The organism is Pseudomonas sp. FG13 (assembly GCF_057809755.1).
In genome coordinates this window covers 1-24,205 of record NZ_JBMDKO010000044.1, presented here as the reverse complement: position 1 = coordinate 24,205, position 24,205 = coordinate 1, and the positions used below count along the sequence as shown (strand labels likewise).

The following is a 24,205-nucleotide window of genomic DNA, read 5'->3' as shown; positions in this document are numbered from 1 at the left end:
TCTACCCTGGCGACGAAACGCCCTGGCGCGCCACCAACGGCGTGCACTGGGTGTGACTGCCCGGCTGCAAGTAGGGCGTGAGAAACGGCGCCATCCCCTTGAGCACCTGCACCGGCAAGGCCGAGGTGAACTTGAAGTTCTGCGCCGAGGCCCCCGGTACATAGGCGGTGAGGGTGCCGAAATGGCTGTCGCCAATGTAGAACACGAAGGTGGCCGTGCGGTTGATCGACTTGGAACTGAGGATGCGCCCACCGGCGCCGATGGCTTCGATACGGTTGTCGCCGGTGCCGGTCTTGCCGCCCATGGCCAACGGCGTACCGTCGGCCAGTTTGAAACTGCCGGCCACCCGTTTCGCGGTGCCGGCATCCACCACCTGGGACAACGCACCGCGCAGGGCCTGGGCCACTTCCGCCGGCATCACGCGTTTGCCTTTATCCGGGTCGTTGATCAGTTGCGTTTCGTAGGGGGTATCGACGGCGAAGTGCAGGCTGTCGACCCGCAGTGCCGGTTGACGGATACCGTCGTTGAGAATGGTGCCCACCAGCTCTGCCAGTGCGGCGGGGCGGTCACCGGAGCTGCCGATTGCCGTGGCCAGCGAAGGCACGAGATGGTCGAACGGGTAGCCGACTTTCTGCCAGCGCTGGTGGATATCCAGGAACGCTTCGATCTCGAGCATGGTGCGGATGCGACTGTCGCGTGCGCTCTTGTGCCGGCTTTTGAACAGCCAACTGTAGACTTCCTGGCGTTCGAACTCACTGGCCTTGACGATCTGGCTGAACTTGGCGTCCGGGTTGTTCAGCAGGTAACCCATCAACCATAGATCGAGCGGGTGGACCTTGGCGATAAAGCCCTGGTCCGGCAGGTCATAGGCGCCGGGACCGTAGCTCTGGTAGAGCCGCTCCAGGCGTTCGTCGGTGAGTTTCTCGGCGTTCTTGGCCGATTGCAGATGTGAACGCACGAAGCGGTTGAAGCTGTCCTGGCTGTCGTTGGGAAAGAAATAGCGGTGCACGGCGGCCAGGCGGATCGCCGTGGGGTGCATGCTGTCGAGAAAGGTTTCGAGGCGCTGGCTGGTGTCCTTCTTCTGATACTTCTTCCAGAACCTGAGCAGGAACGAGGTGCCTTCGCGGTCGGCGAACTGGGCCAGGTATTCCTGGCGCCGCGGGTCGCTGTCGTCCTTGAGCAGTTCAGCGCTGTTGTTGGGCCCGGCGTAAGTGGCGTAGCGCACCAGGTCGCGCATGAGACGGATGAACGGCAGGTTGATCGACTCGCGCAGGGCATCGCGCAAGGTGGGGTTGCGGCCGTTGTCCTCGCTGCGGAAGTTGTGGAAGGTGTGCAGCCCGCCGCCGGTAAAAAATGCCTCGCCGGGGCTGGCGGAGTACGTACGATCCAGTGCCGCCTCGAGCATCTTCGGCAGGCTGCGGTCGCTGTTCTGGATCAGGTAATCGACGGCCCAGCGGGACAGGCGATCCTGCTCGGCGACCTCGACTTTTTTCAGGGCCGCCGGAGTTTCAGCGCCATAGCGGTCGTGCAGTTCGGCAATGATCTGCAAATAGGTGGTGAGTACCCGCAACTTGGCGGTGGAACCGAGTTCGAGTTTGCTGCCTTCGTTGATGTCGAAAGGCTGGTCGGTGCTATCGGTCTGCACCCGCACGCGCGAACCGTCCGGGGTCAGTTCCAGCAGGGTAAAGCTGTAGCGCACCTGGGTGGTGCTGGTGGGGGTGAGCAGGCGTTCTCCCATGAGGCCGATCTCCGTCGCGAAGGCCGGGTCGGCCAGGCGCTTGAGGTACTCGGTGGCCTGGGTCTGCAAGTCGTTTTGCAAAGTGCTGGTGGCGGACAGGTCCAGTCGGTCGAGGTCGTACAACGGCCGGTCGAGCAGCGTGGCGAGCCGACTGCGGGCGGCGCTGATGCCTTTGTTGGTTTCGTTGGGCTGGATCGTCGGTTGCTGCACCCAATCGCGATAACTGACCTGACTCGCCAGGGCGGCATCGGCCAGGGCGGCGTCGATCACACCGTTCTGGGCCAGCAGCCGGATGTGGCTGTCCGTCAGGCTCGCCAGCTCGTCATGCCCCTTGGACAGGTAATGGGAAGGGCGCCGCTGAGCGATCATCAACGACAGCATCTGCCGCAAGGCCAGACCCTTTTCCGCCAGGCTCCGCGGATCGGTGGCGGTGCTGAACAACTGCTCATTGGCGCGGTTGAAGTCGGCGCCGTACCAGACCCGCAAACCTTCGGCCATGCCATGGACCTCTCCATGCCCCGGCACGGCGGAAAGTGGCACACTGTTGAGGTAATCGCGCACGATCCGCTGCCGCGCCTCGAGGGTTTGCGGACCGCTCCGATAGGCGCGCACGCTGGCGGAAATCATCTGGCGGATCTTCTCACTCCCCGAGACGGTCAGGCCATCGGGGGAGTGACGGTACTTTTCCAGCTGCGTCGCCAGGGTGCTGCCCCCGGCGGACTGCCCCGGCAAGCTCAACAGCTTGGCCACCTGCGACCACGCCGCCATGCCGAAGCGCGGCCAGTCTACCGCCGGGTTGGCCTGGGGCTGGTGGGGATCGAGCAGGAAGCGGTTTTCGATGAACAGCAGGCTTTGCACCACCACGGGAGGGATGGCGTCGAAACTGGCATACAGCTGTTGTGGATACTTGAACTGATACAGCGGCGCGGCGCGGCAATCGGTGATGGTCAGGCCGGCCTGGATCTTTTCCGTATAGGGCACGAACAGGCCTTTTCCGACGTAGTCCATCAAGGCTGGCGAAAAGCGGGTCTGGGCCTGGATCACGTAGTTGCGCTTGAGCAGTCGCGGCAGGAACTCCCCCAGCGAGCTGTAGCCCAACCGCCGGTCGAATGGGCCGGCTCCGGGATAGACAATGGCATCGCTGGGCCCCGGTTGCAGCGAATAGCTCAGGGAGGCAGCGTATTTGCTGATCTCCCTGGCCTGGAATCTGGAGGTGCGCATTTCCTTGGCCACCGCGAGCCCGACCACCACGACGATAATCAGCAGCAGCAACCAGAACGCCCGCCAGCCATGCCGCGCGCGGCGTTTTTTTTGGGGTGTAGACGCTTCTTCCATACGTTCAGTCGGGACCATAGGTTTGTTCGAATCGGTTTGCCATAGAGCGCCCATAGTCGACTGATCCATTCACGCAGATTGATCGGACTTGCTTGAAGCTTAGACGGTGGTTTGCGTGGGGGAGGGAAATTGTGGACAGGCCGGCACCCTGAAATCCTGTAGGCACCATGAAACCCCTGTGGCGAGGGGATTTATCCCCGCTGGGCTGCGCAGCGGCCCTAAAACCAGACTACCTCGGTACATCAGGCAGATCCGGTCGACTGTTTTAGGGCCGCTACGCGCCCCAGCGGGGATAAATCCCCTCGCCACAGCTTCAGAGCCAGATGGCATCCCAGAGCGGGTAATCGCCAATTCGGCTTACCAGCCCTGCGCGAACCGGGTTGGCAATGATGTAGCGGGCGAAGGGCTGGATGTCTTTATTGTCGCGGAGTGCATGGTCGTGGAAGCTGCTTTGCCAGAGCGGGCCGGACGCCCCGGTCCGACTGTTGACGCTGTGTGTGCATCGAGCTTTGGTGGCACCAATGACTCGACTCAGAGGGGTATTGTTGATTTGAACCAGCCAATGGAAATGATCCGGCATCACCACCCAGGCCAAGGAGTTGACCTGGCCCGAGTCATGGGCTCGTTTAAATTCAGCTACTAACAATCTTCCAACTTTCCAGTCAGCGAATATTGGACGTCGTCGATGAATGACAGCCGTTACCAGGTAGCCGCGCCCTTGCTCCGAACAGCGACCTCGGCGCAAGCGATGGGAATCGGGGCGTGGATGCATTCCTTGCTTCCTTTGAAGGGGGTGTCAATGCAGCCTAGCCGTGTAGGTGTTTCCACGACGCTGAGACGTATGAGCGAAAATTCCGAAATCTGCGTAGTCCCCTGTGGCGAGGGGATTTATCCCCGCTGGGCTGCGCAGCAGCCCCATCCCCAAAGCACTCAATCTGTCTGACACACCGAATCAGCAGGTTTCAGGGCTGCTACGCAGCCCAACGGGGATAAATCCCCTCGCCACAGGGGGGGCGGTGCTCTTAAATCCTCTGTATTCCCAGTCAATGCTTCTCCAAAAACCCGACTTTTGCTGTGGCTTATCCCTGAATTTCCAAAGTTTTACAGTGAAACTCTCTATCCTTGGCTTTTTATACTGCACGACCCACCGGTCTTGACGTTCTGGTTTCCGGGACGGTCTGTCCACGAGGCAGGCCCGGTTTCGGCAAGGTGGCAGGCTTATCGGCCTGTGGCCTTGGAAACCCGGTGGCTAATCCAATAACAAAACGGAGTTGTATCCCTATGCCTGTCGGCAATCATCTGCCCCATGGCGAGACCGCTCAGGGCGGTCCGCTCAAACGTGAACTCGGCGAGCGGCATATCCGCCTGATGGCGCTTGGCGCTTGCATCGGTGTCGGACTGTTCCTCGGTTCGGCCAAGGCCATCGAAATGGCCGGCCCGGCGATCATGCTGTCCTACATCATCGGCGGCCTGGCGATCCTGGTGATCATGCGCGCCCTCGGCGAGATGGCCGTGCACAATCCAGTGGCCGGTTCGTTCAGCCGTTATGCCCAGGATTACCTCGGCCCGCTGGCGGGTTTCCTCACCGGCTGGAACTACTGGTTCCTGTGGCTGGTGACCTGCGTGGCGGAAATCACCGCGGTAGCGGTGTACATGGGCATCTGGTTCCCCGACGTGCCCCGCTGGATCTGGGCCCTGGCCGCACTGGTCAGCATGGGCTCGATCAACCTGATCGCGGTCAAGGCCTTCGGCGAGTTCGAATTCTGGTTTGCGCTGATCAAGATCGTGACCATCATCGCCATGGTCATCGGCGGCGTCGGCATCATCGCCTTCGGGTTCGGCAACGACGGCGTGGCCCTGGGTATTTCCAACCTCTGGACCCACGGTGGGTTCATGCCCAATGGGGTGCAGGGTGTATTGATGTCCCTGCAGATGGTGATGTTTGCCTACCTGGGCGTGGAGATGATCGGCCTGACCGCGGGTGAGGCGAAGAACCCGCAGAAAACCATTCCCAACGCCATCGGTTCGGTGTTCTGGCGGATCCTGTTGTTCTATGTCGGCGCGTTGTTCGTGATCCTGTCGATCTACCCATGGAACGAGATCGGCACCCAGGGCAGCCCGTTCGTGATGACGTTCGAGCGCCTGGGTATCAAGACGGCTGCCGGCATCATCAACTTCGTGGTGATCACCGCTGCGCTGTCGTCCTGCAACGGCGGCATCTTCAGCACCGGGCGGATGCTCTACAGCCTGGCGCAGAACGGCCAGGCCCCGGCCGGTTTTGCCAGGACCTCGGCCAACGGCGTACCGCGCCGCGCGTTGTTGCTGTCCATTGCCGCGTTGCTGCTGGGCGTGCTGCTCAATTACCTGGTGCCGGAAAAAGTCTTCGTCTGGGTGACCTCCATCGCCACCTTCGGGGCGATCTGGACCTGGGTGATGATCCTGCTGGCCCAGCTCAAGTTCCGCAAAGGCCTGAGCGCTTCCGAGCGTGCCGCCCTGAAATACCGCATGTGGCTGTATCCGGTCAGCTCGTACCTGGCGTTGGCGTTCCTGGTGCTGGTGGTTGGGCTGATGGCGTACTTCCCGGATACACGGGTGGCGCTGTATGTGGGGCCGGCGTTTCTGGTGCTGCTGACGGTGCTGTTCTACACCTTCAAGTTGCAGCCAAGGGCTGATCAACAAGGCGCGGTGCGTCCGGCTTTGTAACGACGCCAAGTGGAAGAAATCGGCCGCCTGTCGGAAAGAGCTGCGAACCTGTAAGTTCTGACAGTAGACCGTCCCTGCATGGTGACCTAGCTTTAAAACCCGCTAACGGGTCAGAGCAAGGTCTCACGATGAAGGGATTCTCTGCATTGATGGTTATCGGCCTGGCCAATGGACTGATCCATTGGCAGGTCTTTTTCGTATTGCGTAGTGCTGTCGGGCTGAGCCAGGCGGTCAGCAACCTGACGGCATTTTGTGTGGCCACAGCGTTTTCATTCTATGTGAATGCGCTCTACATCTTTGAGCCTGGGGCGCCTCGGCGCGGTTATTTGCCGCTCACTGCTGCGATGGCTGGCTTGAGCTACGGTATTGGAGCTGCCGGCGATACCCGAAACCTGCCTGGATGGGTGGCGTTGGTTTCGTTTTCGTTGCTGAACCTGGCGATTGGCTACAGTTTTTTTCGGTTTGTCGTGTTTCGTGACCGTCATCAAGTATGAACGCCTGCGACCAGGTAGTGCAGCCTATGACGGAAGACCGTTCAGCTTCGCTGCCCTTTGTTGTCGACCTGGATGGCACACTGCTCAAATCTGATCTGTTGTTTGAATGCGCCATGGCGTTTGTCCGCAGCCAGACTTGGCGCTGCCTGAAAGTTTTGGTCTGGGTGCTTCACGGCAAGGCCTACCTGAAGAAGCAGCTGGCTCAATCGACGGATGTCGATGTCAGCCTATTGCCCTACGACCAGGACGTGCTGACCCTGATCGACGAACAGCGCGGGCTAGGCCGCAGGATCGTGTTGGCCACCGCCAGTTATCATTCGTTGGCGCAAAGGATCGGAGAGCACTTGCAGGTGTTCGACGACATATTGGCGACTCGCCTGGAATGTAATCTGACGGGGCCGCACAAGCGTGATCGATTGATTGAATTGTTCGGCCAACGAGGCTTCGATTACGTCGGTAACGCACTGGACGACCTTGTGATCTGGCGCTCGGCCAGGCTTGCTTACGTGGTCAATCCTTCCGCACCGGTCGAACTGGCCATCCTTAGCCTGGACAATGTCGTGCGACTGATCCGCTCCGGCACGACGGGGTTTGGCGAATGGCGAAAGGCCTTGCGCCTGCATCAATGGGCAAAGAATGCGCTGATTTTCGTGCCGTTGCTGGCCGCACATCAGATCACCAACCCGCTGTTGCTATGGCATGGCTTGGTGGCATTCATATCGTTCGGGTTATGTGCTTCCGGCGTTTATATACTCAATGACCTGCTGGATCTGGAAGACGATCGAAGGCATCCAACCAAACGGAACAGACCCTTTGCAAACGGATGTCTGTCGATCAAGTCGGGTCTGATGATTTGCCCATTGCTGTTGATCATATCGCTTGGCGGTGCCTGGTGGTGGCTACCTTCACAGTTCGTTTCGGTGTTGGCGTTTTATTACGCCTTGACGCTGGCCTATTCGTTCAAGTTGAAGCACATCATGCCCCTGGACGTGATTACACTGGCGTTGCTCTACACCTTGCGAGTCATCGCTGGTGGCGCGGCCTTCGATTTGGAACTGACGGCATGGATACTTGCGTTTTCCATGTTTATTTTCCTAAGCCTCGCTTTGGTCAAGCGCTATACCGAACTTCTGGTGGTCTCGCGCAACGGGGTTACCGGTAAAGCCAGCGGTCGAGATTATTACCCAGACGATATGGCGATGCTTTCATCGCTAGGCGCGGCTTCCGGTTATCTCGCGGTACTGGTTTTGGCACTGTACATCCGCGACGGCGCAACCGTTGCTCTGTATGAGCGTTCACAAATCATCTGGCTTGCCTGCCCCTTGTTGCTGTTCTGGATCACTCGGATCTGGATGCTGACTCACCGCGGATTAATGAAGGAGGACCCGGTGGTGTTTGCGCTAAAGGACCGGTTGAGCCTTGCCGTAGGCGTGTTGTTTTGCCTGATTTTCTGGAGTGCGACATGAACGATTGTCCTGATGCCGCAGGCCTTCTCATTGATACCGCGCAGTCGTGCCTGCAATGAGCTTACCGTTGAGTTCGTGGGGGCAATATCCCGCTGAACCGCAAATCGCTCATCCCTGTGCCTGGCGAAATGATCTGGATGATCAGTGGCTGCGGGTCAGTAAAATCCATGGCTCGACATTGCCGTTCGGGAATGGCCGCAGTTATGGCGACAGTTGCTTGGCCAGCAATGGCCATGTGTTGCACATGCGGCCCTTGAGTCGGTTCATCGAGGCCAATTGGCAAACGGGAGAGATCTGCGCCGAGGCGGGGGTCACTTTGGGTGAAGTGCTGCAGCTGGCCGTTCCTCGCGGCTGGTTTTTGCAGGTCACGCCTGGAACCCGCCATGTGACGCTGGGCGGAGCGGTAGCCAACGATGTTCATGGGAAAAATCATCACTGCCGTGGGACGTTTGCCCACTCGGTCTTAAGTTTTGGATTACACAGGTCCGAGCAACCTTTGATGGTGTGTTCGCCAACGGAAAATCCCCAGTGGTTTGCGGCTACTCTCGGCGGATTAGGTCTGACGGGCATTATCAGCTGGGTCAGCATTCGTCTGCGCAGAATCCAGTCCAGTCGGATCGATACGACCCGGGTGCGATTTGGTCGACTGAGTGACTTTTTCGCGCTGGCGACAGAGCTTGATGCCTCTCATGAATACAGCGTGGCCTGGATTGATTGCCAGGCCAAGGGCTCTGCGTTGGGGCGCGGTGTCATGATCGTAGGGGACCACTGTGAGCACGGACCGTTGGAAGTGCCAACGCCCCGTGTCATGACGTTACCCGCCTCGCCTCCGGTGTCCTTGGTCAACCCATTCATGGTGGGATTGTTCAACCGCTGTTACTGGCACATGCAGCCGGCCAGCAGGAAAAACCAGGCGATTGCTTACAGTCCGTTTTTTTACCCGCTGGATAGTATTGAGCGCTGGAATCGGATCTACGGCCGCAAAGGATTCCAACAGTTCCAGTGCGTAGTACCACAAGCGGTTGCCGAGGACGCCTTGGCGCAGTTGCTCGACGTCATTGCCCGTAGCGGACTGGGATCTTTCCTGGCGGTACTCAAGCGTTGTGGTGATATCGCTTCCCCGGGATTGTTGTCCTTTCCGATGCCTGGGACTTCGCTGGCGCTGGACTTCCCCCAAAGCGGCGCCCTGAACAGCACCTTGCTGCCGCGGCTGGACGCTATTGTCCATGAGGCCGGCGGCCGGTTGTACCCGGCCAAGGATGCGCACATGAGCGCCCGCGATTTTCGCCAGGCTTATCCCGCTTGGGAGCGTCTGGAGGCAATGCGCGACCCGACATTGATGTCCCGTTTCTGGCAGCGAGTTACACAATGAAAAAAATCCTGATTGTGGGCGCTACTTCTACCATCGCCTGTGCTTGCGCACGACGGTGGGCGATTGAGCAGAGCGAGTTCTTTCTGGTTGCCAGGGATGAGTCAAAACTGCTGCAAACCTGTGCCGATCTTGAGGCGCGAGGTGCAAGCAGGGTTATTCCCTGGGTGATGGACCTTGGCAATATTGATGCACAGACCATCATGCTGGAGCAGTGCCTGGCTGTGATGCAATCGGTGGATATCTGTTTGATTGCTTATGGGTCTTTGCCAAATCAACACGAATGTGAGCGAAGTGTCGAATCGGCCATGGCCGAGTTCGCCAACAATGGCAGTTCGGTGATTGCCTTGCTGACTCGTCTGGCGAGTCTGATGATCGTTCAGCGCTGTGGCACGCTGGCGGTTATTTCTTCAGTTGCCGGGGATCGCGGGCGCCCCTCCAACTATGTGTATGGCGCAGCCAAAGCGGCCGTTTCCACATTCTGCGAAGGTCTGCGCGCGCGGCTGTTCAAGTTGGGTGTGCATGTGATCACCATCAAACCCGGCTTTGTCGATACGCCGATGACCCGCGGATTGGCATTGCCGGCTTTCCTGGTGGCGCAACCGGAAGCTGTCGCCCGTCGAATTGTGGCGGGTATCGAACGCAAGGTCTCGGTGCTTTATGTACCAGCGTTCTGGGCGTTGTTCATGTGTCTGATACGGGCATTGCCACAGCCACTGTTCAAAAGGCTCAACCTGTGAACCAGATCGTGGCTTTGACAGGATGGCGCTATCAGTTTTTGATCGGTTCGGCGATCTGCTCGGCCCTGGCTTACCTCGCCATTTCCCTCTGGGGTGGATGGGCGGCGGTGAGCGGGGCGGTCAGTCGGGTAGGGTGGTGGGACGGGGCGCAAATAGTCGTCTTGGTTCTGCTTGGCTATGGGCTGCGTTTTTTGCGCTGGCAGATTTATCTCAGTGCCTTGGGACATACGTTGCCTTGTTGGCCCAGCTTGAAAATCTATCTGGCGGGATTTGCATTGACTACAACACCTGGCAAGGCGGGCGAGGCGTTGCGTGGAGTTCTGCTGAAACGCTGGGATGTGCCATACGCACACAGTTTTGCTGCGCTACTGAGTGAGCGGTTTTCGGATTTACTGGCGATAGTTGTTTTGGCGCTGTTGGGCTTGAGTGCTCACCCCAAATGGCTGCCGATGATGGTGGCCACTCTGGCGTTGCTGGTCTGCGGCGTACTGCTGATGGTGCGTCCAGCACTAATAGGGAGCATTGCCCGCCGTATCGACAAGGGAAGTCGCTGGATTTCCCGGATGCTGCGCCATCTCCTTCGAGTGTTGCGTCAGGCACGCCGGTGTCATACCCCACGTCGACAGATTGTCGCGACGTTATTGAGTCTCATGGCCTGGGGGCTTGAAGTGTTGGCGTTCTACTGGATTTTGAGGGCTGTGGGAGCGGACGTACCTCTCACGTCGGTCATGTTCATTTATGCCATTTCCATGCTGGTTGGAGCCCTGAGTTTCATGCCCGCCGGATTGGGCAGTACCGAAGCGGTAATGGTGGCTTTGCTGGCGTCTGGTGCCGTTGCGATGGCAAGTGCAATTGCAGCGACGGTTCTGTTGCGGATGGTGACGTTGTGGCTGGCGGTAGGGCTGGGGGCTGCATGCTTGATCGGGCGGGAACGATCGTTACTTGGACGAGGACGTGGAGAACAATAATGATCATGAAAGCAACTCCACAAAGTGGACCAATGTATCTATCGTTGGCAGGCGCAATGATCGTCGGTTGCTATTTGAGATTGCATAACATCGACACGCATGGACTTTGGCTGGATGAAGCATTCAGTGTGGCAGTCAGTGATCCGGATAACAGTTTCAAGCGGGTCTATGAACGCACATTGCTAGATGTGCACCCACCACTCTACCAGGCACTTTTATGGCTATTTTATAAAGCGTTTGGTTACGCTGAGATAAGCGGAAGGTATCTGTCGGTTTTTTTCGGTGTCTTGCTGATACCGAGCGTTTTCTATTTGGGTTGGAAGTTTTTTGGCCGACGGACAGGACTGATTTGTGCGTGGCTGGTGGCGGTTAATTTTTATTTGATAACGTACTCTCAAGAAACCAGGTCGTATGCATTACTGGTGTTGCTTGTCGTGCTTTCGTTTTTGGTTTTTTTAACGCTGGTGCACAACCCTACAGCCTTGAATGCAGTTTTGTATGCCGTCGTGACGGCAATGCTGGTGAATACCCACTATTTCGGTTTTTTTCCAGTCCTCGCCCAGATCGGATTGTTTTATCTGATTTATGGCCGAAAAGCTTTTCGGATGAGAATGATTTTGATGTTTTTGGCCGTTGGGCTATTTGTCTTTCTGAGCCTCCTTCCAAGCATCGGATATATAGTGGCTAATATAGAGCGAAGTGGGTTTTGGGTGCCGGCTCCGGACGACAATTTTTTTACTGAATTATTTGCGCTGTATTTTGGTAATAAAACCCTCGCCATGATGGTCGCCATTTTAATGATGTTCGGGCTCTTGGATATTCTCAAAGGCAGTGAGAGGAAGGAGTTTTTATGGTTTTTTATTCTGTGGATAGGTGTGTGCGCGATGGTTCCCTATATGCGCTCTTTCTATATTCAGCCTGTCTTGACGATGCGTAATCTTATCGTATTGTTGCCTGCATTGTTGATGCTGGCGGGGTATGGCCTCGGTCTTTTGCGAGATCAGGTGCTTTTTTATAGTGTAATGATTGTTGTTTTTTGTTTTTCGCTAACGCCTTTGTACACTGGGGGCAAGCCTGTTTATACTTTCAGAAATCAATTGCCTCCTGTAAGTCAGATGCGTGATGTCATACAGTTGATAGCGGGTGAATGCGCTGATCGAGCAGTATACTCGTTCGCACATTTGGAGGCTCAAGGGTATGCGAAGGTGCTTGGCTTGGAGTTAAAGGTTAAGAGCGTCAGTGACATGGAGAAGGATATTGAGTCCGCCGCGCAGCCAATGGAATTCTGTATTTTAGGCACGCATGGAACCTGGATACCGGACGCGGAGTATAGGAAGAAACATGGTTATCATTTTGTTGATGAGCGTGCAGTCGGAGACTCATCAATAGTTAGATACCAGACTGACATTCGATGAGGGGTTTGCGTAACACTGGATACCCGGTGTTACGCAAACTAAGCTGTGGCGATTTCCTCCGGCTCAAAACTGTCCGCCCGCGCCATCTGCCACATCCGCGAATAAAACGCGCCATTGACCTCGCCCGTCAGTAACTCCCCGGGCTTGAGAAACACATGCAATTGGGAAAACAGCTTGATCTCGGTCGCGGACATCCGCCGAACCAGGTGCTTGGGTTGCAACTGCGACGGGTGTTCGAGGCCTGCGGCGGCGAGCATTTCTGCCAGGGCCTTGAGGGTGTTGCGGTGAAAGCTGTAGACCCGCTGGGCCTTGTCCGGGACGACCAGGGCGCGCTGGCGCAAGGTGTCCTGGGTGGCGACGCCGGTGGGGCATTTATTGGTGTGGCAGCTTTGCGACTGGATGCAGCCGATGGCGAACATGAAGCCCCGGGCGGCGTTGGCCCAGTCGGCGCCGATGGCCAGTACGCTGGCGATGTCGAAGGCGCTGACGATCTTGCCGCTGGCGCCGAGCTTGATCTTGTCCCGCAGGTTCAGGCCCACCAGGGTGTTGTGAACGAACAGCAGGCCCTCGCGCAGCGGCGCGCCGATGTGGTCGGTGAACTCGACCGGTGCGGCGCCCGTGCCGCCCTCCTTGCCGTCCACCACGATAAAGTCGGGCAGGATGCCGGTTTCCAGCATGGCCTTGGCGATTCCCATGAACTCCCAGGGATGACCCAGGCAGAACTTGAAGCCCACCGGTTTTCCACCGGACAACTCACGCAACTGCTGTACGAACTGCATCAACTCGATGGGGGTGGAAAAAGCGCTGTGGCAGGACGGTGAAACGCAATCCTCGCCCATGCGGATGCCGCGGGTTTCGGCGATCTCCCGGGTGACCTTGTGCTTGGGCAGAATCCCGCCGTGGCCGGGTTTGGCGCCCTGGCTCATCTTGATTTCAATCATCCGCACCTGTGGGTTCCGGGCCTGGGCGGCAAAACGCTCCGGGTCGAAGTGGCCGTCCGGGGTGCGGCAACCGAAGTAGCCGCTGCCCAGCTCCCAGGTCAGGTCGCCGCCATGTTCACGGTGATAAGGGCTGATGCTGCCTTCGCCGGTGTCGTGGGCGAAGTTGCCGAGCTTCGCCCCTTGGTTCAAGGCCCGGATGGCGTTGGCGCTCAGGGAACCGAAGCTCATGGCGGAGATGTTGAACACCGAGGCCGAGTACGGCTGGGTGCACTGCGGGCCGCCGACTGTTACGCGAAAACCGCTGGGGTCGCTCAACGGGGCTGGACGCATGGAGTGGCCAATGAATTCGAAACCGGCCTGGTAAACGTCGATCAGCGTGCCGAAGGGTTTGTCGGCGCTTTCGTTCTTGGCCCGGGAATACACCAATGAGCGCTGGGCGCGGGAGAAGGGCAGGGCGTCGCTGTCGGATTCGAGCAGGTACTGGCGGATCTCCGGGCGAATGCCTTCGACCAGGTAGCGGATATTGCCCAGGATCGGATAGTTGCGCCGCACGGCGTGGCGGCTTTGCAGCAGGTCGAACAGCCCCAGCAGGCTCAGCAGGCCTGTCACCAGCGCGAACGGCCAGAGCCAGTCATGCGCAAGGAACGGCAGGCTGGCGAGGGTGAACAGTACACAGCCGGCGAAGAAGGCGTAACGGCTCAGTAGCGACAGGCTCATGCGGTTTCCTTGGGGTAGGGGCGAAGGGCCATTCTGCGCTGGTGGCGAAACGCTGGGCAACTGGTGATGAGAGGATTTCATGTGCCGAGGGATTTATCTGTGGCGAGGGGATTTATCCCCGCTGGGCTGCATAGCAGCCCCAATACAATCGACTCAATCTGCCTGATGTACCGAGTCGACTGGTTTTAGGGCTGCTGCGCAGCCCAGCGGGGATAAATCCCCTCGCCACAGGTCATCCTTCCACAGATAAATCATGTTTAATCAATGTCACCCCACCAATTTCATCTGCCGCACCGGCAACTCGACCCGGAACGTCGTCCCCACCCCCACTTCGCTGCGCACGGTGATCTCGCCGTTGTGCTTCTTCACGATGCCATAGGACAACGACAGTCCAAGCCCCGTGCCCTGGCCGATGGGTTTGGTGGTAAAGAACGGGTCGAAGATTTTTTGCAGGGTTTCCGGTTCGATGCCCGAGCCGTTGTCGGCGACTTCGATCCACACGGTGTCGCCGTCGACGCCGTTGCGCAAGGTGATGGTGCCGCGTTCGGGACCGATGGCCTGGGCGGCGTTGACGATCAGGTTCATGATCACCTGATTGATTTGCGACGGCAGGCATTCGACCTCTGGCAGCGGGCTGTACTCCTTGACCACATCGGCTTTGTACTTGATTTCGTTGGCCACGATGTTCAGCGTCGAATCCATGCCCTGCTGCAGGTTCGCCATTTGCCATTCCTGGTTGGAGTCGACGCGGGAGAAGTCCTTCAGGTCCTTGACGATCTGTCCGACCCGGGCGATGCCGTCCTTGGATTCCTTGATCAGCAACGGGATGTCTTCGACGAGGAAGTCCAACTCCACCTGCTCGCGCAGCTTGGTCAGGTACATCACCAGCTCCGGCGAAGCGATGGCTTCTTCGGCATTGCCATAGGCCAGGAGCATTTCCTCCAGCTTGTTGAAGTAGCCGTCCAGCGCGCCCAGGTTGGAAGAAATGAAACCGATGGGGTTGTTGATTTCATGGGCCACCCCGGCTGCCAACTGGCCCAGCGAGGCGAGTTTTTCCGATTGCACCAACTGGGTTTCGAGCATCTTGCGTTCGTCGATTTCCATCTGCAGCAAGGTGCTGGCCTGTTTGAAGGCCTGGGTGCGTTGCTGCACCAGTTCTTCGAGTTTGTTCATTTTCAGTTGCGCGCGGGAGGTCATTTCCCACTTGGTGGTGAGGGTGTTGGCCATCTGCTGGACTTCGATGTTATCGAAGGGCTTTTTCAGGATCAGCAGGCGGTCGTGACCGTTCAGTCGATCCAGCAATTCATCCCAGGAATAATCCGAATAGGCCGTGCACACCACCACCTGCAACTGCGGGTCGCATTTCCACAGTTCCTCGATGGTCTTGGCACCGTCCCACCCCTCTGGCATGCGCATGTCGACGAAAGCCAGGGCATACGGGCGGTCCTTTGCCAGCGCCGCCTGTAATTTGCTCAGGCCTTCCTGGCCGCCATAGGCCGAGTCGAGCTCGAACACCGTACCGACCGGTTTCGGTGCATCGCCAAACAGCGCGCTTTCCATGTCTTGCAGGTCGGCGTTGCTGTCGTCCTCGGGGGTGAGAATCTTGCGAAAATCCTCATGAATGGCGGGCGTATCGTCGATCAACAGGATGCGCCGGTTACTTAAACTGTTCATGAATCGTCTTCCGCGAGTTTCAGGGGTACGTGTAGTACGAACGTCGCCCCCTTGCCTGGCCCCTCACTGTGGGCGGTGAGGCGGCCGTTCATTTCGATGGCGGCCGTTGCACAGCTGTGCAGGCCGAACCCGTGGCCTTCCTTGCGTGTGGTAAAACCGTGGGCAAAGATACGTGTCATGTTTTCTTCCGGGATACCTTCACCCTCGTCCTTGACGCTGATCTGCAACGTCTCGTCATTTACGACCTCCGCACGCAGGGTCATGTTCCGCGCATGGTTCGAGACTCCGGCCATGGCATATTTGGCGTTGCTGATCAGGTTGATCAGAATCAGCAACAAACGGTGTTTGTCACCCATGATCCGCGGCAAGTTGCCGTACTCCTTGATCACCGTCACATGGTGCCGGGTCAGGGCGCCGGAGTTCATGCGCAAGGCATCTTCCAGCAGTTCGCTGACCACCAGCGGTTCCACCAGGCTGTTGGCACCGGCATAGGATTGCTGCGTGGAGACGATGTCCTTGATGTGGTCCACGCTCTTGCTCAACTGGGCCAACTCATCGATCAGGCTTTGCTGTTCGACCGCAATGGCGTCCGCCAACTGGTTGAGATAGCCGGGTAGGAGCTTGCCTTTCTCGTCTTCGCTCAGGAAGCGCCCCAGGTCATGGGCATGATCGTTGATCAGGGTCATTGCCTTGCCCAGTCCCTGGGCCTTGCTGCTGCGCAATTTGCGACTGACCAGGTCGGCGGAGATGTTCACGCTGTTGAGCACGTTGCCGACGTTGTGCAGCACATTGGTGGCGATCTCCGCCATGCCGGCCTGGCGGGCGGTGTCCATCAATTCGCTCTGGGTATCCTTGAGCTGGCGGGTGCGCTCTTCGACCCGTTGTTCCAGTTCGTCGTTGGCGGTTTTCAGGGCTTTGTTGACGTGCTTGATCTCGGCAAAGCTGCGTACCAGCCGGATGGCCAGCCAGATCAATATCAACACCAGGAGGGTGGCGAACACCAGCAGGTACACGTGGTTGCGCTGGTACTTGTCGGCGGCTATTTCCTGATCCTTCTCGATCAGGCGGGTGATGGTGTCCAGATGATCGGAGACGGGAACGGCTTCGATGCTCTCCAGCAACTCGTTGACCCGCGGCTGCTCGCGCAGGATCAGGGCGATGTGCCGGCTCAGGATGTCGATGGAGTCATGCAAGCCCACCGGCAGGCGCTCCTTGTTGACATCGAGACGGTTCAGGCCCAGCAGCACCTCGGCGGCTATTTCGCGGGTGGTGAGCTGGGAGAATTCCATGCTGCTGAGCAGCAGGTCGTAGGTGTCGATGGCGACACTTTGCAACTGCAGCTTGTCCTCGTCGGACAGTTGCGCGAACTCGGCCTGAATGTCGTCTTCGGCGGTGGGCAGGAAGGCCAGGGAGTTGCGCAGCACCGCGTTGTGGGACTTGAACTGTTCCACCAGGCGGGTTTTTTCCTTGACGGCCTTGAGATACTCGTCGCGCTGGGTCTCCCAGAGCGAGGGCGCATGGCGACCGGGCTCCGATTCAATGGTGTCGAGGCGTTGCCACAGGCGCGTCATTTCGTGCAGCGGGGAAACCAATGGGTCGTAGTTGTGGCTCAGGGCGATCCGGGATTTGAGTACCTCGTTGTCCCAGATGGCGTCCTGCTGCTTGAGCAGGCGGATCAGGTCCCGGGACTCAATGTACGAGGCAGCCTGTTGCGCACTGGAATTGACGTACATGAACAGCAGGACCGAGGCGAGCAGGGCGCCGATGAAGAACAGGCCGAAGCGACGAAGGGCCTTCATAGTGGCTTGCCCTCGTGTTCACCGGTCAGGGTCTTGAGGAATTCGACGATCAGTTCCGTGTCGTTCTTCAACGGTTCACGGCCCAACTGGTATTTGAACATCACTTCCACCGCACGCTCGAGGGTCGGTGCGGATCCGTCGTGGAAATACGGTGCGGTAACGGCCACGTTACGCAGGCTGGGGACCTTGAAGACCTGACGGTCGGAGTCATCGCCGGTGACGTTGAAACGTCCCTCATCGACCCGGGTGGGGTTGCCCCGGTCCGCGATGTAGTCACCCATGACGCCGAACTTCTGGAACATGTTGCCGCCGATGTTCACACCTTGGTGGCAAGCGATGCAGCCGTATTCCTTGAAGCGCTGGTAACCGAACTTTTCCCGGGGGGTGAGAATGTCGGTGTTGCCCAGCAGATATTGGTCGAAGCGCGAGTTGGGTGTCAGCAGGGTGCGCTCGAAATCGGCCAGCGCGCCCTGGATATTGGGCTTGGTGACACCGTCGGGATAGGCACTGGCGAAGTCCTTGGCATAACCCGGGTCATCGGCGATGCGCTTGACCACCGCTTCCCAGGTATTGCCCATTTCCGTGGGGCTGGTCACCACGGCGTGGACCTGGTCTTCCAGGGTATCGACGCGGCCGTCCCAGAACTGATGGAAGTTCAGGCTGGCATTGAACACGGTAGGCGTATTGACCTCCACCGGCTTGCCATCGAACCCCAGGGAAAGCCGCTTGTCGTCGGCGCCGCCCTTGTCAAGATGATGGCAACTGGCGCAGGAGAGAGTGTTGTTGACCGAGAGCCGAGGATCGAAGAACAGTCGCTGTCCCAGTTGGACACGCTTGGGGTCCAGGGTCGGAACAGGGGGTAGCGGTTTGAGCGGCTCGTCCAGTGGTGCGGCGTGAGCAGTCACGCCCAAGCCCATGAGCAGGCCGAGAGCGAGTAACAGTCCAGATGACGCCATCGGATGCTTCCTTGAATCTTTTGGTTGATGGGTGTTTCACGAAAACGGATTCGGACGTCGTTCCCACTGGGCCATCCACTGGACAAAGGCTAGCGGCTCCACCGCCTTGCTGAAGTAATACCCCTGGGCCTCTTCGCACTGGTGGACCTTGAGAAACTCCAACTGCTCGCGGGTTTCCACACCTTCGGCGATGATGTGCAGGTTCAGGCCCTTGCCGAGGTTGATGATGGTGCTCACCAGCTTGGCGTCGTTGCTGTCGATGCTCAGGTCACCGACGAACGATTGGTCGATCTTCAGCACATCCACTGGAAATTTCTGCAGGTAGCTCAAGCTCGAATAGCCGGTACCGAAGTCGTCGATGGCCAGCCGGATCCCCTGTTGCTTGATGGCCTTGAGGATGGCGACGGTGGTATCGATGTTCTGCATCAACACGCTTTCGGTGATCTCCAGTTCTAACTGTGTCGGGTCCAGTCCCGTTTCCTTGAGGGTGCGGGCGATGCCTTCGACGAAACCCCGTTGACGAAAATCGATGGCCGAGACGTTGACCGACAGGTACAGCGGCCGCATGCCTTGGGCTTGCCAGGTGCAGGCCTGCTGGCAGGCTTCCTGGAGTACCCATTGGCTGAGTGGCACGATCAGCCCGCTGTCCTCGGCCACCGGGATGAAATCCGATGGCGGGACCAGCCCATGGCCTGGTCGGTCCCAACGCACCAGTGCCTCGACGCCGACCACCTTGCCACTACGCAGGTCCAGCTTGGGCTGGTAATGCAGCACGAACTCCTTGCGTTGCAGGGCCAGTCGCAAACCGGACTCGATGGTCTGTTGCTGTCGGGCCCGGCGGTTCATGTCTTCGGTGAAAAAACGGTAGTCGTTGGGACCGGTTTCCTTGACGTTGCGCATCGCTGTCTCGGCTTTCTTGATCAGCGCCACGGCGTCGAAACCGTCGGCCGGATACACGCTGACCCCCAGGCTCGCGGTGACGCTCAGGTCATGCCCCTCGATGGGCTGGGGCGAGTTGACGGCCGCCAACAGCTTTTCCGCCACGCCCTTGATCTGCTGTGGGTCGGCGATGTCCCCCAGCACCACCACGAACTCATCGGAACCGTAGCGAAACACTGAGTCGGATTCACGCACCACCGTCGCCAGCGCACGTGCCACGCGCTTGAGCATCTCATCGCCCACCGGATGGCCGAGGGCATTGTTGATGCGCTTGAAGCGATCCAGGCCGATGAACATCACCGCCAGTTGCCGGTCATGGCGCCGGCACTGGGCCATGGCCTGGGTCAGGCGATCACCGAGCAACATGCTGTTGGGCAATTCGGTGAGCACGTCGTATTGCAGCAGGTGAGATACCTTGAGCAATTCCTGGACCCGTTCCTCGATCGTGCGTTCCAGGCTGCGCATCTTTCTCGCCGCATCCTGGGCCAGTTGCCATTTCCAGGTCATGGCGCTGGCCATCTGGCGGATTTCCAGGGTGTCGAAAGGTTTTTTCAGGATCAGCAGTTGATCATCGAACTCGATGCGTTCGGCCATGGTTTCCCAGGTGTAATCCGAGAAGGCCGTGCACAGGGCGATTTGCAGCCGCGGGTCGGCTTGCCACAAACGCTCGATGGTCTGCAGGCCGTCCCAGCCCGGCGGCATGCGCATGTCGGCGAACACCAGCGCATAGGGCTGGCCTTCGGCCTGGGCGCGCTTGACCAGCTCCAGGGCTTCTTCGCCCTGATAGGCCGAGTCGATCTGAAATTGCAGTCGGTTGACCTGGGGCGTTCCGAACAACAGGCTCTCGGTGTCGTCCAGCGAATCATCGCTGCCGTTGCCGGGGCTGAGGATCTTGCGGAAGTCCTGATGGATGGCCGGCGTATCGTCCACCACCAGGATCCGCCGGTTGGCAGGTACCGACATGGGGTTCATGGGTTGCTCTCCGATAGCTGGCTCGCCGGCCGGGTCCAGTGATCCACCACGGGAACGATGGTGCCGGCCTTGAGCAGTTCGGCGGCCTGGCCGCTGTCCACCGCCGTGCTGAAATAGTGCCCCTGGGCTTGCATCGCTCCGCCGGTGGACATCAGTGTGGTGCGTTGCTCCTGGGTCTCGACGCCCTCGGCAATGATGCCGATGCCCACGTCCCGGGCAAAGTTGATGATCGCCCGCAGGGTCATGGCGTTGCCCGGGTCGTCGTTGGCGCTGTCGAGCAAGCGTTGGGCGAGTTTCAGGTGATTGACCCGATAGGTCTTGAGGTAATCGAACGAGGAATACTCGGTACCGAAATCATCGATGGCCACCTGTACCCCCAGTTCACACAGGCGCGGCAATACGTCGTTGTGGGTCCATTTGGTCTGGGCGAGGGTGGCTTCGGTGACATCGAAGCGCAGGTCCCAGGGGGCCAGCTCCCAGCGGGCGGTGGTCCGCAGGACATCGTAGATCAGTTCCGGCCCGGTCTTGAGCTGGGTCAGGGACAGGTCGATGGCAATGACCGGAGGGGCCATGCCCTGGTCACGCCATTGGCGCATCTGCTGGCAGGCCTGATCCAGCACCCAATGCCCGAGGGCAATGATGAGCCCGGTTTTTTCCGCCGCCGGCATGAACGCCGATGGCTCCAGCCAGCCCCGTTCCGGGTGCTTCCAGCGTACCTGCACGCCCATGCCCAGGATTTTGCCGGTGCCGAGGTCGACTTCCGGCAGGTAATGCAGGTGCAACTCCTGGTTTTCGATGGCCTGGCGCAGGTCGTTGGCCAGGGCGACCCGGTCCGTCACCTCCTGGTTGATCTCCTCGTTATGGAAGTGGTACTGGTTGCGGCCTTTTTCCTTGGAGCGGTACAGGGCCATGTCGGACTGGGCCATCAGGCTGTCGGCACTCAGGGTCTGTGGCGTGTACAGGGCGATACCGATGCTCACGGAGATCCGTACGTCGTTGCCGTCCAGGGAGTAGGGCGCCACCAGGGTATCGCGGATCTTGGCCGCCAGCGCGGCGCAGTGGGTGGGTTCGTGGACATCCAGTTGCAGGATGGCGAACTCGTCACCGCCCAGGCGTGCGACCACGTCGTTTTCCCGGGTGCAGTCCTTGATGCGCCTGGCGACTTCCTGCAACAGCAGGTCGCCGATGGGATGGCCCAGGGTGTCGTTGATCCGCTTGAAGTGGTCCAGGTCCAGGTAGAACATCGCGAACGCTGGTGCCCCCCGGCGCGCGGCGGCGAATGCCTGGTGCAGCCGCTCGATCACCGTGGCGCGGTTCGCCAGCCCGGTCAGGCCATCGGTACGGGCCAGCAGGGCGATTTTTTCCTCGGCCAGCTTGCGTTCGGTGATATCCAGGATGATGCCTTCCACCTCCAGCAACAGGCCTTGCTCGTTGCGCACCGGGATGTAGCGGTTCTCCACCCAGCGGTACGTATCGTCGCCGGTACGCATGCGGAACTCGATGGACGCACCCGCCGTATCGCGATCCAGCACGCGAACCATGGCGTCGTCGACCTTGGACTGGTCGTCGGGGTGGATCAGCACCTGTGCCCAGTCCGGTGAGCTGACCAGTTGCCCGGCGACATGACCGAACTTGGTGATGTTGTGGGAGATGTACATCAACGGGAACGGCGGTTCGCCCCGCAAGCGATAGAGGATGGTCGGGCTGTTCTGCACGATGATGTTGGCGTCGGCCAGTTCCCGGGTGCGTTCCTCCACCGCGTGTTCGAGCATGTCCATCTTCAGCGCCGCGTCTTCGGTCATCTGCCATTTGACGGTCAGGGTACTGGCCATCTGGCGAATCTCGATGGCGTCGAAGGGTTTTTTCAGGATAAGCAGGCGGTCGCCCAGTTCCAGACGCTCGGCGATGTCTTCCCAGGAATAGTCCGAATAAGCGGTGCATAGCGCGACTTGCAGCTTGGGATCGGCGCGCCATAGCCTTTCGATGGTTTCCAGGCCATCCCAGCCAGGGGGCATGCGCATGTCGATGAACGCCATGGCATAGGGCTGCCCCTGGGCCAGTGCGGTCTCGACCTTGTTCAGGGCCTCCATGCCCTGGAAGGCCGAATCAAGCACGAAATTCTGGCTGGCGACCGCGACCGGTGCGCCGAACAGGGCCTCTTCGGCACTGCTCAGGTTGTCTTCGGCGGGTGCCTGGGGGCTGAGAATCTTTCGAAAGTCCTCATGGATCGTCAGGGTATCGTCGACGATCAGGATCCGCCGATTGGCTCTTTCCAGGGGCAGGCTCATGGCCGTGCACCGAGGTGATGCTGACTACAGAACCGTGGGTACATCTGATATCCCTTTCGCTGGCATGAGTATTCTGGCCTGTACTTGGCCCTTCATGGGGTACAGCATAGTCGTCTGATCGGGATGCGCTTGGTCAGTGATGGCAAATCGTGCCTAAATTTACGCAATCTACTAGCCTGTCTTTTGGGGGTAAGGTAGAACGGTTGTCGTCTTATAGGAGGGGGGTAGCAATGGAAGATCAATCGCCGGACGTTCCGGTCACGAAGCCGACGGTGCTGTTGGTTGATGACGAAGAGTCGATTCTCAATAGCCTGCGCCGGTTACTGCGCAGCCAGCCCTATGAGATCCTGCTGGCCGACAGCGGCGCCAAGGCCCTGGAAATCCTCAAGGAACGGCCAGTCGACCTGGTGATGACCGATGCGCGCATGCCCAACATGGACGGTGCGACGCTGCTGGCCCAGATCCGCAAACTCTATCCGTCGACCCTGCGCATCCTGCTCACCGGCTATGCCGATGTGGACATGATGACCAAGGCCATCAACGAGGGGGGGCTGTATCGCTACCTCAGCAAGCCCTGGAACGACGATGAACTGGTGCAGGCCCTGCGCCAGGCCCTGGCCCACCAGCATTCCGAAAACGAACGCCAGCGCCTCGAAGCGCTGAACCGCGAGCAGAACCAGCAACTCAAGACCCTCAACGCCACCCTGGAAAAGCGCGTGGCGTCACGCACCGCCGAGCTGCAGCAGACCGCCGACATGCTCGACCTGGCCTATGAAGAGCTCAAGCGCAGCTATGTGACCGGCACTGAGGTGTTCTCGCTGATCGCCAACCTGCGCCTGCCCAAGGCCAAGCAGACCAACCGGCAGATCATCGAACTGATCCGGGTCTACAGTCGGCTGCACTTTCTCGACGAGTCCACCGATCGCGACCTGACCATGGCCGCCGCGCTCTACAACATCGGCAAGCTGAGCTGGACCGATAACATGATGGTCACGCCGGCTGACCTGCTGCATCACAACGAATTGGATCTGTATCGCTCCTATCCGAAGCAGAGCGAATCGCTGCTGATGACCCTGGACCCGATGAAGGACGCGGCGCGCATCATCCTCCATCACCAGGAGCGCTGGGACGGCAGTGGTTTCCCGGATCACCTCAAGGGCGAAGCGATTCCGTTCGGTTCCAGGCTGTTGAAGCTGGCGGTGGACTTCATCGAACTGCAGCGCGGGCTGATTCTCGAACGGCAGATGAACAGCGACGAGGCGCTGGTCTACATCCGCAAATACGCCGGCAAGCTGTACGATCCGGACATGGTGGAGGACTTCATCAAGGCCTGTGCCGAATACCTGGAGGACGTGACCCTGTCCGACCCGACGGTGAAAGTCATGACCACCCGCGAACTGGCGTCCGGCATGGTCCTGGCCCGCAACCTCAACGCCGACAACGGCATGCTGTTGCTCAATGCCGGCAAGGTGTTGAGTGGCCCGTTGGTGGATAAGCTCATCGCCTTCGAAGCGATGGAAGGGGCCCGGTACAGCGTGTTCGTCAAGATCCCCGAGGAAGAACTGGATCCTTCGGCGCCGAAGCCGATGTTGGGGTGATCCAAGCCTGACTGGCGACTCGAATCCCCCTGTGGGAGCGAGCCTGCTCGCGAAAGCGGCGTATCAGCTGTTGAGCAGTTGACTGACACACCG

General features: G+C 59.1%; 16 protein-coding genes. 8 read left to right on the top strand and 8 right to left on the bottom strand.

What is annotated here, in order from left to right; translation table 11 throughout:
• Position 1: 1 nt before the first annotated feature.
• The gene (locus ACODTO_RS24270; RefSeq protein WP_175384644.1) at positions 2–3,127 is read right to left on the bottom strand and encodes a transglycosylase domain-containing protein; all 3,126 of its coding nucleotides are present in this window, start codon (positions 3,125–3,127) and stop codon (positions 2–4) included.
• A 259-nt stretch (positions 3,128–3,386) separates the two neighbouring features.
• The gene (locus ACODTO_RS24265) at positions 3,387–3,845 is read right to left on the bottom strand and encodes an REP-associated tyrosine transposase (RefSeq protein ID WP_489107180.1); all 459 of its coding nucleotides are present in this window, start codon (positions 3,843–3,845) and stop codon (positions 3,387–3,389) included.
• Positions 3,846–4,354: 509 nt separating this feature from the next.
• On the opposite strand from ACODTO_RS24265, the gene ACODTO_RS24260 reads away from it, so the two are divergent.
• The 7 genes from ACODTO_RS24260 to ACODTO_RS24230 all read left to right on the top strand — a co-directional run bounded on the left by ACODTO_RS24260 (position 4,355) and on the right by ACODTO_RS24230 (position 12,228).
• Entirely contained in the window at positions 4,355–5,776 is a 1,422-nt protein-coding gene (locus ACODTO_RS24260; protein ID WP_139645096.1) for an amino acid permease, read from the top strand.
• 128 nt (positions 5,777–5,904) lie between these two features.
• A complete protein-coding gene (locus tag ACODTO_RS24255) occupies positions 5,905–6,270 on the top strand; it encodes a GtrA family protein (RefSeq protein ID WP_139645098.1) in 366 nt (121 codons plus the stop codon).
• A gap of 26 nt (positions 6,271–6,296) precedes the next feature.
• Positions 6,297–7,736, top strand: a complete 1,440-nt coding sequence (locus ACODTO_RS24250; RefSeq protein WP_139645101.1) for a UbiA family prenyltransferase — start codon at positions 6,297–6,299, stop codon at positions 7,734–7,736.
• Between the two features lie 55 nt (positions 7,737–7,791).
• Positions 7,792–9,108 (top strand): FAD-binding oxidoreductase, encoded by a 1,317-nt coding sequence (locus ACODTO_RS24245; protein WP_139645103.1) that lies wholly within the window; start codon positions 7,792–7,794, stop codon positions 9,106–9,108.
• A complete protein-coding gene (locus ACODTO_RS24240) occupies positions 9,105–9,845 on the top strand; it encodes an SDR family oxidoreductase (protein WP_489107179.1) in 741 nt (246 codons plus the stop codon). Before ACODTO_RS24245 ends, ACODTO_RS24240 begins: the two co-directional genes overlap by 4 nt.
• Positions 9,842–10,813: a lysylphosphatidylglycerol synthase transmembrane domain-containing protein gene (locus tag ACODTO_RS24235; protein ID WP_489107178.1), complete on the top strand. Its 972-nt coding sequence runs from the start codon at positions 9,842–9,844 to the stop codon at positions 10,811–10,813. Before ACODTO_RS24240 ends, ACODTO_RS24235 begins: the two co-directional genes overlap by 4 nt.
• Entirely contained in the window at positions 10,813–12,228 is a 1,416-nt protein-coding gene (locus ACODTO_RS24230) for a glycosyltransferase family 39 protein (protein WP_489107177.1), read from the top strand. The genes ACODTO_RS24235 and ACODTO_RS24230 overlap by 1 nt, the downstream gene beginning before the upstream one ends.
• A gap of 38 nt (positions 12,229–12,266) precedes the next feature.
• Here the strand turns inward: ACODTO_RS24230 and ACODTO_RS24225 are convergent, their stop codons facing one another.
• The 6 genes from ACODTO_RS24225 to ACODTO_RS24200 all read right to left on the bottom strand — a co-directional run bounded on the left by ACODTO_RS24225 (position 12,267) and on the right by ACODTO_RS24200 (position 22,514).
• A complete protein-coding gene (locus ACODTO_RS24225) occupies positions 12,267–13,886 on the bottom strand; it encodes an FMN-binding glutamate synthase family protein (RefSeq protein ID WP_139645111.1) in 1,620 nt (539 codons plus the stop codon).
• 267 nt (positions 13,887–14,153) lie between these two features.
• A complete protein-coding gene (locus ACODTO_RS24220; protein WP_139645113.1) occupies positions 14,154–15,560 on the bottom strand; it encodes an ATP-binding protein in 1,407 nt (468 codons plus the stop codon).
• Complete coding sequence (locus tag ACODTO_RS24215; RefSeq protein ID WP_489107176.1) at positions 15,557–17,359, bottom strand: DAHL domain-containing protein; 1,803 nt, start codon at positions 17,357–17,359, stop codon at positions 15,557–15,559. Before ACODTO_RS24215 ends, ACODTO_RS24220 begins: the two co-directional genes overlap by 4 nt.
• Positions 17,356–18,315 (bottom strand): cytochrome-c peroxidase, encoded by a 960-nt coding sequence (locus tag ACODTO_RS24210; protein ID WP_489107175.1) that lies wholly within the window; start codon positions 18,313–18,315, stop codon positions 17,356–17,358. The genes ACODTO_RS24215 and ACODTO_RS24210 overlap by 4 nt, the downstream gene beginning before the upstream one ends.
• A gap of 36 nt (positions 18,316–18,351) precedes the next feature.
• On the bottom strand, positions 18,352–20,226 hold the full coding sequence (locus ACODTO_RS24205) for an EAL domain-containing response regulator (RefSeq protein WP_139645119.1): 1,875 nt from the start codon (positions 20,224–20,226) through the stop codon (positions 18,352–18,354).
• Positions 20,223–22,514, bottom strand: a complete 2,292-nt coding sequence (locus ACODTO_RS24200; protein WP_489107174.1) for a GGDEF/EAL domain-containing response regulator — start codon at positions 22,512–22,514, stop codon at positions 20,223–20,225. Before ACODTO_RS24200 ends, ACODTO_RS24205 begins: the two co-directional genes overlap by 4 nt.
• Positions 22,515–22,744: 230 nt before the next feature.
• Between ACODTO_RS24200 and nosR the strand changes: the two genes are divergently transcribed.
• The gene (nosR, locus tag ACODTO_RS24195) at positions 22,745–24,112 is read left to right on the top strand and encodes a response regulator c-di-GMP phosphodiesterase, NosR family (RefSeq protein ID WP_489107173.1); all 1,368 of its coding nucleotides are present in this window, start codon (positions 22,745–22,747) and stop codon (positions 24,110–24,112) included.
• The last annotated feature ends 93 nt before the right edge of the window (positions 24,113–24,205 follow it).

Bases quoted from the DNA above. Each gene is read 5' to 3' on its own strand.
- ACODTO_RS24200 (WP_489107174.1), bottom strand. From the start codon at position 22,514: ATGAGCCTGCCCCTGGAAAGAGCCAATCGGCGGATCCTGATCGTCGAC.
- ACODTO_RS24220 (WP_139645113.1), bottom strand. From the start codon at position 15,560: ATGAACAGTTTAAGTAACCGGCGCATCCTGTTGATCGACGATACGCCC.
- ACODTO_RS24265 (WP_489107180.1), bottom strand. From the start codon at position 3,845: ATGCATCCACGCCCCGATTCCCATCGCTTGCGCCGAGGTCGCTGTTCG.
- ACODTO_RS24255 (WP_139645098.1), top strand. From the start codon at position 5,905: ATGAAGGGATTCTCTGCATTGATGGTTATCGGCCTGGCCAATGGACTG.
- nosR (WP_489107173.1), top strand. From the start codon at position 22,745: ATGGAAGATCAATCGCCGGACGTTCCGGTCACGAAGCCGACGGTGCTG.
- ACODTO_RS24245 (WP_139645103.1), top strand. From the start codon at position 7,792: ATGAGCTTACCGTTGAGTTCGTGGGGGCAATATCCCGCTGAACCGCAA.
- ACODTO_RS24260 (WP_139645096.1), top strand. From the start codon at position 4,355: ATGCCTGTCGGCAATCATCTGCCCCATGGCGAGACCGCTCAGGGCGGT.
- ACODTO_RS24230 (WP_489107177.1), top strand. From the start codon at position 10,813: ATGATCATGAAAGCAACTCCACAAAGTGGACCAATGTATCTATCGTTG.
- ACODTO_RS24205 (WP_139645119.1), bottom strand. From the start codon at position 20,226: ATGAACCCCATGTCGGTACCTGCCAACCGGCGGATCCTGGTGGTGGAC.
- ACODTO_RS24250 (WP_139645101.1), top strand. From the start codon at position 6,297: ATGACGGAAGACCGTTCAGCTTCGCTGCCCTTTGTTGTCGACCTGGAT.
- ACODTO_RS24240 (WP_489107179.1), top strand. From the start codon at position 9,105: ATGAAAAAAATCCTGATTGTGGGCGCTACTTCTACCATCGCCTGTGCT.
- ACODTO_RS24225 (WP_139645111.1), bottom strand. From the start codon at position 13,886: ATGAGCCTGTCGCTACTGAGCCGTTACGCCTTCTTCGCCGGCTGTGTA.
- ACODTO_RS24215 (WP_489107176.1), bottom strand. From the start codon at position 17,359: ATGAAGGCCCTTCGTCGCTTCGGCCTGTTCTTCATCGGCGCCCTGCTC.
- ACODTO_RS24270 (WP_175384644.1), bottom strand. From the start codon at position 3,127: ATGGGCGCTCTATGGCAAACCGATTCGAACAAACCTATGGTCCCGACT.
- ACODTO_RS24210 (WP_489107175.1), bottom strand. From the start codon at position 18,315: ATGGCGTCATCTGGACTGTTACTCGCTCTCGGCCTGCTCATGGGCTTG.